At 38.2% G+C, this 12,821-nt stretch carries 11 protein-coding genes; 2 read left to right on the top strand and 9 right to left on the bottom strand.

Annotated features, from left to right (window positions below):
* The first annotated feature begins 5 nt into the window (after positions 1–5).
* A complete protein-coding gene (locus LB076_RS02810) occupies positions 6–1,265 on the top strand; it encodes an O-antigen translocase (RefSeq protein WP_066334928.1) in 1,260 nt (419 codons plus the stop codon).
* 205 nt (positions 1,266–1,470) lie between these two features.
* Here the strand turns inward: LB076_RS02810 and LB076_RS02815 are convergent, their stop codons facing one another.
* From LB076_RS02815 to LB076_RS02825, 3 genes are all read right to left on the bottom strand, one after another.
* Positions 1,471–2,508, bottom strand: coding sequence for an aldo/keto reductase (locus LB076_RS02815; protein WP_066334931.1), 1,038 nt, complete (start codon positions 2,506–2,508; stop codon positions 1,471–1,473).
* A gap of 117 nt (positions 2,509–2,625) precedes the next feature.
* The gene (locus LB076_RS02820; RefSeq protein WP_066334933.1) at positions 2,626–3,567 is read right to left on the bottom strand and encodes an OmpA/MotB family protein; all 942 of its coding nucleotides are present in this window, start codon (positions 3,565–3,567) and stop codon (positions 2,626–2,628) included.
* A gap of 25 nt (positions 3,568–3,592) precedes the next feature.
* Entirely contained in the window at positions 3,593–4,357 is a 765-nt protein-coding gene (locus LB076_RS02825) for an exodeoxyribonuclease III (RefSeq protein ID WP_066334935.1), read from the bottom strand.
* A gap of 136 nt (positions 4,358–4,493) precedes the next feature.
* Here LB076_RS02825 and LB076_RS02830 point away from each other — a divergent pair, with 136 nt between their 5' ends.
* Positions 4,494–6,299, top strand: coding sequence for a GNAT family N-acyltransferase (locus LB076_RS02830; protein WP_066334939.1), 1,806 nt, complete (start codon positions 4,494–4,496; stop codon positions 6,297–6,299).
* 83 nt (positions 6,300–6,382) lie between these two features.
* Here the strand turns inward: LB076_RS02830 and LB076_RS02835 are convergent, their stop codons facing one another.
* From LB076_RS02835 to LB076_RS02860, 6 genes are all read right to left on the bottom strand, one after another.
* Positions 6,383–7,348 (bottom strand): 2-hydroxyacid dehydrogenase, encoded by a 966-nt coding sequence (locus LB076_RS02835; protein ID WP_066334942.1) that lies wholly within the window; start codon positions 7,346–7,348, stop codon positions 6,383–6,385.
* 134 nt (positions 7,349–7,482) lie between these two features.
* Positions 7,483–8,259 carry a pyrroline-5-carboxylate reductase gene (proC, locus tag LB076_RS02840; protein ID WP_066334945.1) on the bottom strand — a complete coding sequence of 259 codons (777 nt, stop codon included), beginning with the start codon at positions 8,257–8,259 and terminating at the stop codon, positions 7,483–7,485.
* 43 nt (positions 8,260–8,302) lie between these two features.
* Positions 8,303–9,655, bottom strand: coding sequence for a magnesium transporter (gene mgtE, locus LB076_RS02845; RefSeq protein WP_066334947.1), 1,353 nt, complete (start codon positions 9,653–9,655; stop codon positions 8,303–8,305).
* Positions 9,645–10,424 (bottom strand): 16S rRNA (adenine(1518)-N(6)/adenine(1519)-N(6))-dimethyltransferase RsmA, encoded by a 780-nt coding sequence (gene rsmA / locus LB076_RS02850; protein WP_066334949.1) that lies wholly within the window; start codon positions 10,422–10,424, stop codon positions 9,645–9,647. Before rsmA ends, mgtE begins: the two co-directional genes overlap by 11 nt.
* A 125-nt stretch (positions 10,425–10,549) precedes the next feature.
* On the bottom strand, positions 10,550–10,861 hold the full coding sequence (locus LB076_RS02855; RefSeq protein WP_066334951.1) for a DUF4286 family protein: 312 nt from the start codon (positions 10,859–10,861) through the stop codon (positions 10,550–10,552).
* A gap of 144 nt (positions 10,862–11,005) precedes the next feature.
* Positions 11,006–12,784 carry a tetratricopeptide repeat protein gene (locus tag LB076_RS02860; protein ID WP_066334952.1) on the bottom strand — a complete coding sequence of 593 codons (1,779 nt, stop codon included), beginning with the start codon at positions 12,782–12,784 and terminating at the stop codon, positions 11,006–11,008.
* Positions 12,785–12,821 lie beyond the last annotated feature (37 nt).

Raw genomic sequence — 12,821 nt, forward strand, 5'->3', positions numbered from 1 at the left:
CTATTTTGAAACTAATTAAGACCACTTTATATTCTGGCATAAGCACCGTAATTCGTATTGCTTTTGGATTTATTTCTAGCAAAGTAATTGCACTATATACCGGCCCTGCAGGCGTGGCATTAATTGGCACTTTTGCAAATTTAATAACCATTGTACAGACCTTTGCCAATGGCGCCATAGCTACTGGCGTGGTCAAATATACCGCAGAATATGACGGAGATAAAGAATCCTTAAAGACCCTATTTAGTACCGCTTTAAAAATAAGTATTTATTGCTCTGCTATAATGGGCTGCTTTGTAGTGTTAGGAGCTTCTATGCTTTCTGCTTTACTATTTGCCAGCCATCAGTATAGCAACCCCATACGGATTTTAGGGTTTAGCTTGGTTTTTTATGCTTTAAACACGCTTGCTATGGCCATTTTAAACGGGCAAAAACAAATAAAAACCTATACCTTAATACATACTATAGCCAGTATGGTAGGCTTGCTATCTACGTTGTTATTGGTTTCTTATTTTCGGGTAGAGGGAGCGTTATATGCCTTGGTATTCTCACAAGTTGTGGTGTTTTTTATTGCCGTATATCTGGTTTCAAAAAGCACTTGGTTTTCGGTAGATTATTTCAAACAACGTATGGATCCTGCAACGATCAAAAAATTGGCGCACTATAGCATCATGGCCATTGTATCAGCTTTGACTCTACCGGTATCTCAAATACTTTTACGAAACAAAATCATAGCTACCCAAGGACTACAAGCAGCTGGATTATGGCAAGCTATGCTGCGCATTTCAGACGGGTATTTAATGGTTCTTACTACCGCACTTGCAACGTATTATCTACCTAAGTTAGCCTCCTTACACACCAAAAAAGAACTCCAAGCAGAAATAATCCAAGGGTACAAAATTTTAATTCCAACGGTAGCATTGGGATGCTTGGTTCTTTATTATTTGCGCTTTTTTATCATCCAAATCCTATACACTCCGGATTTTGTGGCCATGTCTGACTTATTTTTTTACCAATTATTAGGCGATTTTTTTAAAATGTGTTCTTGGATTTTGGCCTACATGATGCTGGCAAAAGCAATGACTAAATGGTATATTTTTACCGAAATCAGCTCCACGCTACTCTATTTGTTATTGGGGCATCTGGGTATCAATTATTTTGGTCTCAAAGGAATTACAATGGCCTATGCTTGCAATTATTTTATTTATTTTCTTACCATGCTGGTTCTTTTTGGGTCTTTGCTATTCCATAAAACAAAAGACTAAGAACAAATACTAGGCAACAGCTACCTATTTACGCCATAGCTGCAAGAACTTCTAAAAAAGACCCAAAACAATTTAGCCCAAAAACCTATAAAAATAACTCTAGCGCTGGCAAAAAAAATAGCCTAGACTTTATTCCAAATAAAAACCCACTAAAACAGAATTTTTTGTGGGTTTTTATAGTATTACATAATTAACACGATATACACTACGGTGCTGGATCGGGTATTTTTGCCTGAACGGCATCAATTGCTTCCAAAACTGCAGCAGAAAGCGTAACGTTTATAGTGTCTATGTTTTGTTTTAATTGTTCTAAGGTAGTTGCGCCAATTATTGTACTGGTCACAAAGGGTTGTTGCTCTATGAACGCTAATGCTAACTCGGTTAATGTCAAGCCATTTTCTACGGCAATTTTATGGTATAACTTGGTTGCCTCGGTACTTTGTGCACTACTGTAACGGGTGTATTGCGGAAACAAATTTATCCTTGCATTAGGATGGCTTTCTTGGGTTAAAAACTTACCAGACAAAACACCAAAACCCAACGGAGAGTAAGCTAAAAGTCCTACATTTTCTCTAACACAAATCTCGGAGGTATCGGTCTCAAACAAGCGGTTCAACAAAGAATACGGATTTTGTATTGTTTTTATTTTAGGCAGATTATGGTATTTATTTTCTTCTAAAAAACGCATAACGCCCCAAGCATTCTCGTTAGATAAGCCTATTTGTCGTATTTTGCCTTCTTTTACAAAACCCTCCAGGGTGGTGAGTACTTCTTGAATATTGTCTTGCCATTGGTCTTCTTGAACCGTAAACGCCCGCTGACCAAAGGTATTGGTTTTGCGTTCTGGCCAGTGCAGTTGGTACAAATCCAAATAATCCGTTTGTAATCGTTTCAGACTGTTGTCCAAAGCATGCTGGATGCTCTTTGGAGAAAAATCCATTTTCTCTCTCATGTAATAAAAATTAGGATTGGGACCAGCTATTTTAGATGCCAAAACAATTTCTTCTCTTTTCTTTGATTTTTTTAACCAAGTACCAATGATTTTCTCCGTGCTTCCATAGGTATCTTTACTGGCAGGTATTGAATACATCTCGGCAGTGTCAAAAAAATTCACACCGTGCTCTAAGGCATAATCCATCTGTGCGTGTCCTTCGGCTGCTGTATTTTGTTGTCCATAGGTCATGGTGCCTAGACAAATTTTGCTCACCTTTATATCGGTATTGGGTAAGGTCGTATATTTCATGTGCTGTGTAATGTTATTTTAGAAAGCTCTAAATTACAAAGGTTTTATACCAAAAAAGAGTCAAAAAATTACTTTGACTCTTTTTTAACGTTTGCTTAATTGCGTTTATTTGTTGAATTATTCTATTTCATTTAACATACTGGCTATGGCATCCAATCTAGGAGTCAATATGATTTCTATTCTTCTGTTTTTGGACTTACCCTCTGTGGTAGTATTGGATGCTAATGGTGCAAATTCACTTCTTCCGGCAGCAGTCAGGTTTTGTTTGTTTATCTGTGCGTTTTCTGCCAAGATAGCTACAATTGCGGTTGCTCTCTTGGTGGACAAATCCCAATTGTTGGCAATAACACCTGCGCTCGAAAAACCGTCGTTATCCGTGTGACCTTCAATCAAAACCGAAATATCTGGATTGTCAGCCAATACTTTTCCTACTTCAACAACTGCTTTTTTTCCTTCGGATCCTACAGACCAACTCCCGGAACCAAAGAGTAATTTATTTTCCATAGAAACGTATACTTTTCCGTTTTTTTGTTCCACAGTCAGCCCTTTGCCTTCAAAACCATTTAACGCGCTAGAGAGGGTTTCTTTAAGTTTTTTCATGGCTGCCTCTTTGGCTGCAATTAACGATTCAAGCTCTTCTAAACGTTGTGCATTTTTGCTTAATCGTTCTTGTTCTATGGCTAGTATTTTGGCTTTTTCGTCTAATTGTGCTAACAAATCCCGATTTTTGCTCATATTGGCCTGCATGGCCTCATTGCTATTTTTTTCTAAAGCTTGGTACGAATCTTTAAGAACATCCATTTTGTTTTTTAATCCAAAGTTGTCTGCTATTAAACGATCCCGCTCTGCTTTAATCTTATTCATCTCTCCTTTTAGGGAGTCTTGTTTAAATTCTAATTGATTTTTTTGCAACAGAAGATCGGCATTTCCATCCGCAAGAATTCTATTCTCTTTTTTTAGATCTGTAAATTTATTCTCTAAATCCGTGTATACTTTTTTAGAAACACAAGAACTAGCTAACGCTATTGCCACTAATCCCAAAGAAATTTTTTTTATCATTTTATACTTATTAATTGCTGTTATTTTATACTATTTCTACCAAAACCGGACAATGGTCGGAATGTTTGGCTTCGGGCAGAATGACTGCTCTTTGGATCTTTTCTTTCAAGGGTTCTGTGACTAAACAATAATCTATCCGCCAGCCTTTGTTATTGGCACGAGCAGTAGGCACGCGCATGGTCCACCAAGTATAATTATCGGGCTCTTTGTTTAAATACCGAAAACTATCTACAAAACCACTGGCCAAAAAACCGTCTAACCAAGTGCGCTCTGCGGGCAAAAAACCCGAAACATTTTTATTACGGACCGGATCATGAATATCAATTGCTTGGTGGCAAATATTATAATCCCCGCATACCACTAAGTTGGGAATGCTTTTTTTGAGATCCGTTATGTACTCCTGAAAATCATCCATAAATCTAAATTTATGATCCAATCTGGCGCTGTTAGTCCCGGAGGGCAAATACAAACTCATTACCGACAAAGCGTCAAAATCTACCCGGATGGTACGTCCTTCAAAGTCCATGTGCTCAATACCAGTTCCGTAAACTACCTTATTGGGTTTTATTTTAGATAAAATTGCCACGCCACTATATCCTTTTTTGGTGGCCGGAAACCAATAATGGTACGGATATCCTGCTAGTTCAAAATCTAACAAAGGTAATTGCTCTGGAGTAGCCTTAATTTCCTGAAGACAAACCACATCGGGAGCTGCTTGTTGCAGCCAAGTCAGAAAACCTTTGGAAATTGCAGCACGAATACCGTTAACATTGTAAGAGATTATTCTCATTTTTGAAAAAATTTATTTTCAAAAGTACTAAAAATAAGAAACTATTCGGTGTTAAAAACCGTAAAATCTAATTCCGAATGATTAGTTAATAGAGTTTTTTTCTATCTTTGTTTTTCGCTCAAAAAACAAGAAATAAATGGGTTTAGTTACCGCCAAAGAAGTTGCAAAATCAATAAATGCTGAGAAATACGGGGTCTTAGGAACCTTTACTGGTTGGTTATTAATGAAAGTACTTAAAATTTCTACCCTAAATAAAGTTTACGACAGAAACAAACATCTCGAAGACCTTCCGTTCTTGAACGGTATTCTAGATGATCTCCAGATAAAATTTGAACTCCCCGAAGAGGATCTAAAACGCTTGCCTAAAACAGGCGCTTACATTACCATATCCAACCATCCTTTGGGAGGGATTGATGGTGCTTTATTGCTAAAATTAATGCTCGAAAGAGAGCCAAATTTTAAAATTATTGCCAATTTTCTTTTGCATAGAATTGCACCACTCAAAAAATACATCATGCCTGTGAATCCTTTTGAGAATCACAAAGATGTAAAATCTAGCGTGTTGGGCATCAAAGAAACACTGCGCCATTTAAGTGACGGAAAACCCTTAGGGATGTTTCCGGCAGGAGAAGTATCTACCTACAAAGATGGCCAACTAATGGTAGACAAACCTTGGGAAGAAGGCGCAATTAAAGTAATCCGAAAAGCGCAAGTTCCGGTGGTGCCAATTTATTTTCATGCCAAAAACAGCCGTCTTTTTTATTTTCTGTCCAAGATAAATGGCACTTTCCGTACTGCAAAACTACCCTCCGAAGTATTTAGTCAAAAACATCGGGTAATCAAAGTACGTATCGGCAAACCCATAACCGTGGCGGAACAAAACGAATACAAATCTATTGAAAGCTATTCGGAATTTTTAAGAAAAAAAACCTACATGCTTGCCAATCCTTTTGAAAAAGAAAGCAAGCTCCTAACCACCCCGCATTTAAAACTTCCCAAAAGCAATCCAAAAGCAATTGCTACTCCTGCCAATGCAGAAAAAATAAGTGCTGAGGTAAATGCCTTACGAGAAACCGATTGCCGCTTGTTACAAAGCAAAAACTACGAAGTCTTTTTTGCGGAAGCAAAAAATATTCCTAATGTATTGCATGAAATAGGTCGTCTGCGCGAAATTACCTTCAGAGAAGTAGGAGAAGGCACGAATGAATCTATTGATTTAGACAAATTTGACCAATACTACCACCATTTATTTCTCTGGGACGAAGAAGCCAAAAAAATAGCGGGTGCCTATAGAATGGGATTGGGATCTGAGATTTTTTCAAAACACGGTATTGAAGGGTTCTACCTAAATGAACTTTTCCGTTTTGAGCCAGAACTGCATGATATGATGCACCAATCTATTGAGATGGGACGCGCCTTTATCATCAAAGAATACCAACAGAAACCCATGCCATTATTTTTGCTATGGAAGGGGATCATACACACCACGTTGCGTTTTCCGGAACATAAATTTTTGCTTGGCGGCGTGAGTATTAGCAACCAATTTTCTGATTTTTCAAAATCCTTGATGATTGAGTTCATGAAATCCAATTATTACGATCCGTATGTTGCGCAATACATCCATCCCAAAAAGGCCTACAAAGTCAAGCTGAAAGATGCCGATAAAGATTTTATATTTAATGAAACCGAGGCAGATTTAAACAAATTTGACAAAATTATTGACGAGCTAGAGCCTGGTGTTTTGCGTCTGCCTGTTTTGATCAAAAAATACATCAAACAAAATGCAAAAGTAGTTGCCTTTAATGTAGATCCGTTATTTAATAATGCAGTGGATGGCCTGATGTATATCCGAATTGCAGACATACCAGAGAGCACCATGAAACCCGTTATGGAAGAATTTCAGGCAGAATTAGAACGAAAATTAGCCGAAAAAGAATACTAAAACCATCTCTAGATACAGCCAAAGCAACACAAGTATCCACCAAGATCGTCTAGCTTTATACCAACAAAACGTGCAACATAGCGCTAAACTAACGAGCTATATTTGGCTTTAATTTTGTCCACAATTATCTCCGCTAAGCATGCATGACTCTCAAAGGTCCAGCCCGCAACGTGTGGTGTTAAAACTACGTTGGGCGCTTGCAGCAAATACTGAAAGGCCTCCGGAGTGGTTTGGTCTTGAAAAAGAGTTTCAAAGGATAGTTTTTCGTACTCTAACACATCCAAGCCAGCTCCCAAAATGCGACCCAACTGCATGGCGGCTACTAAATCTGCCGTAACAATATTGTTGCCTCTAGAGGTATTAATAATCCAAAATGGTTTTTTAAATCCTGCTATAAAAACCGAATCTACCATTTTATTGGTCTCGGGAGTCCACGGAATATGCAAGCTCAACACATCGGTTTTTTGTTGTAATTCTTGCAAAGAAACTTGTTTGGCGTTAGCATCTCCTACATTCTCTAGAATATCATAACACAGAACCTCAACCTCAAAACCACGAAGTTTTTTGGCAAATGATTTTCCCATATTGCCATACCCTACAATTCCAACTGTTTTTCCGTCTAGCTCGTGCCCACGATTGCTTTCTCGGTTCCAATGTCCAGAACGAATTTCTCTGTCTGCTTTGTTTAAATTATTAAAAAGAGACAAAATCATCCCTAAAGAATGTTCTGCAACAGCATTTCGGTTTCCTTCGGGAGCCGCAATTAATGTCAGATTTTTAGTTTTGGCATACTCACAATCAATACTCTCTAGACCAGCTCCCACCCGAGCAATAAACTGCAAATTGGTGGCCTTATCCAAAAATTGTTTGTCTATTTTAAAACGACTACGAATAACAATTCCGTGGTAGTGATGGATTTTGGCTTCAATTTCTTCTTTTGTTGCAGTAAAATCCTGGTGGTTGGTAAATCCTGATTTTTGCAATTGCTCCCACAAAATAGGATTGTTGCTATCTATATGCAGTATGTTAATATCTTGGGGTTGTAGCATGTTTTTTATTATTTTGATTATTCAAAAGCAGTTATTGGAAAGCAGTTTGTTTTGGATTTTTTTGTCCGAACTAAAAATGCCTTTTTTTAAACAACAATAGTCCGCAAACAAACCTTAGAGAGATACCCGTGGTATTATTCTTGTATTTGACGTAATGATGTTTTAATACCGCTTATTAAAGAGGCACTAAAACCATGTCTTTCCATATCATTTAAACCCGCAATTGTGCAGCCTTTGGGAGTGGTCACTCGGTCTATTAATTGCTCTGGATGGGTTTGTTCTTCTAATAGCATTTGTGCGGCTCCTTTTACGGTTTGTGCAGATATTTCAAGAGCGGTTTGCCAGTCAAAACCTATTTCAATACCTGCTTGCATAGAGGCCCGAATATAACGCAAGGCAAACGCCGTTCCGGAGGCTGCAAGCACTGTAGCAGCGTCCATTAGTTTTTCGTCAATAACCGGAGCGGTACCTAGATCTTTAAATAAAGACACCATTTTCTGGCCTTGCTCTGTGTGTTGCTCTAGATAAGAAACACAGGTTGCCGAGGCTCCAAATTGTGCTGCCACATTTGGCATAATCCGAATGGCTTGATTAGCAGCTCCTATTTTGTCTTGTAGCATTTCTATAGAAAGACCGCTTACCGCCGAGGCTATAATTTTGTTATTTATGACCGGTAAAATTTCGGACAAAATCAGCTCTACTTGATATGGTTTTACGGTCAAAATTATAATATCTGCTTCTTGAATCCGGTGGGTATTGTTTGCCGAAACGGTGATCGACAAGGCTTCCAGATGTTTAATTTTGTCTGCATTTCGTCGGGTGAGAGTTACGTGGTGCTTGCTTGAAAATTTTGCAATCCCTATAGCTACCGAGGTGCCTAAGTTTCCGCCTCCTATGATGTGAATATTCATTTATATGGTGTTTTTGAGGGTACTTTTTACTTTTTTTCTTAATCTAAAAACCTAAAATCATTCGTGCTATCGAAAAATAAATCAAAATTCCACAAATGTCATTACTGGTGGTAATAAAAGGTCCCGTAGCTAGTGCGGGGTCTACGCCGACTTTGTGCAACAACAACGGAATAAAAGTCCCTATCAACGACGCAATAATAATTACTGCTACTAAAGCAATACAAATCACGACGCCAAGCACTGCTGGCTCTCCTAAAAGAAAATAACTCCCTAGAAACAAGATAGAAGACAAGATCGCTCCATTTAACAAACTCAAAGAGATCTCTTTGATTAGCCGATTAAAAAGAGAACCACTCAAGGTATTATTGGCCAAACCTTGTACAATTATGGCCGAAGATTGTACGCCGACATTTCCTGCCATTGCAGCAATCAGTGGGGTAAAAAAGAATAGGTTGCCGTGTTCTACCATGGCACCTTCAAATAATCCTAAAACCCGAACGGTTATAAACCCTCCCAAAAGAGCCAAAACCAACCAAGGCAAACGGGCTTTGGATAGTTCAATAATACTATCATCTGCCTCAACATCTTGAGAGATACCAGCAGCTAATTGGTAATCTTTATCGGCCTCTTCTCTAATAACGTCTATAATATCATCAATGGTAATCCGCCCTACTAAACGCCCCATAGCATCCACTACCGGAATAGCCTCTAAATCATACTTTTGCATAATTCTGGCTACCTCTACATCTTCGGCATCTACATTTACAAAGGTGACTTTTTTGATGTAAATATCTGCAATTTGTGTTTTGGTAGAAGTGGTCAGCAAGTCTTTCAAGGAGAGCCTCCCTTTTAATCTATTTTGATCGTCTACCACATAAATAGAGTGCACCCGAGAAACGTTTTCGGCCTGAGCCCGCATTTCTTTTACGCAAGTAAGTACATTCCAGTTTTCGTTTACCTTTACAAGCTCTTTACCCATGAGTCCTCCGGCAGTATCCTCATCATAACGCAACAGGTCAATGATGTCTTTTGCGTGTTCTAAATCGTCCAGCTCAGAGATTACCTCAGCTTTTAAGTTATTAGAGAGCTCGGCAATAATATCTGCCGCATCATTGGTATCTAACTCATCTAATTCTTCGGCAATTTCTTTGGCAGAAAGACGGCTTAGTATGTTCTCCCGAAGGTCATCCTCTAACTCCAGAAGAATCTCTGCAGTCTTGTCGCTATCTAATACTTTAAAAATATATGTCGCCTCATTAAAATCCAGTTCGTCCAGAATCTCTGCAATATCCGCATGGTGCATGTCATGAAGCAGGCGTTCTAAATCCTGGTCTCTTTTATGAACTATGTGTTGTTGTAATTCGAGTATTAAGTCTTTACTGATTTCAAACTGCATCGGCTTCTATTTTTTGAGTTAAGGCAATGAATGCGGCTACGTCTAATTGTTCTGGACGAAGGTTAAAAACAAGATCTTCGCGCAAGGCATCGGATAGATTTAATATCTTTAGGCTATTGCGAAGGGTTTTTCGGCGTTGCTGAAAAGCGGTTTTCACAACGGTATAAAATAATTTTTCACTACAAGGCAAGCTATAATCTGCTTTTCTGCGCATGCGCATTACGCCTGATTTTACCTTTGGTGGCGGGATAAATACGTTTTCATCTACGGTAAATAAATACTCTACTTCATAAAAAGCTTGCGCCAAAACGGACAATATTCCGTAGGCTTTACTTCCTTTTTTTTCGCAAATACGCTCCGCTACTTCTTTTTGAAACATTCCAGCAAACTCTGGGATTTGGTGTTTTAACTCTAAGGTTTTAAAAACAATTTGTGTAGATATGTTGTAGGGAAAATTCCCAATGATTGCAAATTGTCTGCCGTCAAAAACGTGATTGATGTTGTATTTCAAAAAATCTTCCGAGATAATTTTACCCTTTAATTTTGGGTAATTTTCATCTAAATAGGTTACCGATTCCGTGTCTATCTCTATTACATAGGTGTTGATGGGTTTTTCTAACAAATATTTTGTCAAAACTCCCATCCCTGGTCCTATTTCTAACACTTCTTCATATCCTTGTAAGTTAATGGTATCTGCAATTGCTTTGGCAATGCTTTCGTCTTTCAAGAAATGCTGTCCGAGGTGTTTTTTGGCTTTTACTTTTTCCATAATTTTTTGCTTTGCGTCTGTGGGTTTAAAACTCCTTTTTATACGTCCAAATAACGCGGGTGAACTAGATCAACTACGGTTATACAAATCGAACCCAGTTAAAATTGGGTACAAAATACCTTGGTTTAGTGGTCCGAGATCACTTGTAACTCGGTTCTAAAAGCCAATACTTTGTCTCCAAACAAGGTTGCTATTTCGTCCTTAAAACCAGCAGAATCCTCTTGGTAGTACTTCTCTAAGGTGTTTTTGCTGTCTGTTGTATATTGTGCAGAATAGGTAACGCCTCCCATTTCTTCCTCTATCAAAACACGCACCAATCTAGCCGAAATAAATTTTCCTGTTGCCAGAACTTCTGGAATATGTTTGTGCTGCATCCAGATCATCCATTGGTCGTGAATACTCTCGTGTACATTGCTCGTTACGTTGTATATTATCATGTTTTTATATTTTGGTTGTTTCTATGGCATACTGCAACATAAATGCAGCCATAGGATGGTATTTATTTAAATTAGAGTTACTATTTTATTTTGGTTTATTTTGGTTCCACTGACTTCAAAGAACATCCGTTTTTAACTAAGACATCACAAATTAGGGTCTCCACGCAGTTGCCTAAAACTTTTTCTTGCCTCTACAAAGTAAATACTATCTTGATGCTCAAAAATAATTTTTTCATACAATGGTTTGGCTTTTTCGGGCAATGTTAGTTTTTTGGCATAAATTTCGGCCGAAAAATAAAGCGCCTCGTCTACATAAATCCCTTGGCTGTGTTGGGTTAGTATTTGTTGGTATTGGTTCAAAGCAAGATCATAGGATGCTTTTTTGTCATACATAGTTCCTAATCGCAATAGCGTAATGGCTTCTATTTCTTGCCCTTTATACTTTTGCAAAATAGATTGAAATTGCACGATGGCTTCGTCGTTGCGGTTTTGATATACAAGGTAATCGCCTAATGCAAAATCTTTTAGGGCTGTTTGCGTAGAATCTGCCACAAGGTTGTCATTGAGTAGCAAAAAATAGGCCAATGCATCATTTGCAATTAATTGAGTATTGGCAGCCTTTAGTTCCTTAAACTGTTTTAATGCCCATGTAAAATCGGTTTTAAAATAACTGGTTTTGGCGGCTTTCAAACTGGCTTCATGCGCCACTGCATCATTTTTTAAATCCAATTGTATTTGAGAATAATACAGTAATGCTTGGTTAAATTTTTGTTCAAAAAGCAAAATATCTGCCAGTTCCATTTTGACTTGTGCTACTTCATATTCAGTAAGTGGCAGGGCTAAAGCTTGCTGCAAAATTGCCTTACCTAAATCTGGGTTTTTAAGATTAAAAGTTACAAAATGCGCCCGGATCAGTTGCAAAGGCAGGCTATAAGGACTAACCTTGTGTTGCACCAACAAAGCCTCTAATGCCGTACCAATGGCAACTAAATCTTGTGGCTGGGCTTTTTCTATTTGTATTTTTATCAAATAGGTATCTGCCTGTAATACTACATCTGCGTCGGTGGTGTTCTGGATTACAAATTCTAGAATTTCGGTTGCGGTCTGCTCCTCTTGTTCTTCGATGGCTTGTTGTGCCAGACTCACAATGGCAGATAAGGAGCCCGAAAGACGTTTGTAAATGGCTTTTTCTTGAATAAAGGCCTTGCCAAATTCTTTTTGCTGCACATAAAACCAGCTCAAATAGCGGTTCCAAAATACCTCTTGTGATTTTTGTACCCGCAAAATAAGTTCTTTTTTGACGCTATCGCTAAAAGAACTTTCGGTTGCATCTGCCATAAATCTAGCAAGTTGGCTCTTTATCAAATCGGCATTTTCGGGGGTTGCATAAGCCTCGTCCAAAAGGGTTGTAACCATCATTTGGGTATTGCCCAATTGGCCATAAAGCAGTGCTTTTTGATAGTTAAAATTATAATTGGGCTGTAGGGCTGTTGCGGTTTCATAGGCTTTCAAAGCATAATTCAAGAGCACTTTACTCTCGAATGCGCTAGCTACACCATATACCTCTTGAGGTTTTTTTTGAATCTGCTCTAAAGCCTGGTTATAAGCTGCCTTGGCTTTGTTTTCTTTTTTTTGAAGCTGAAAAGTATATCCTAAGGCTACCAAAATAGGGGCTTGGTGGTACTTATTCCAGTGGGTTTCTAAAATTTTTTCGGCTAGATCGTATTGCTGTAACTGCTGGTAGCACTCTACAATTCGCAAAAAATAGGCCCTGTTTTGCGGCACTTTGTCTAGCAGCTCTTGGTAGTTTATTTTGGCTTTTTCAAAATCTCCTTTTTCAAAATAATATGCCGCTAATTGCTCGTTTTGAGAAAAACAATGGAATGAAAAAAACAGTAAAATCCCTAAAAAAAGTTTTTTCATTAGTGGCGTTTTTAGTGGCAATAAAAGATTTTTATTC

Origin of the sequence: Flavobacterium crassostreae (genome assembly GCF_001831475.1) — a bacterium.
Lineage (GTDB): Bacteria > Bacteroidota > Bacteroidia > Flavobacteriales > Flavobacteriaceae > Flavobacterium > Flavobacterium crassostreae.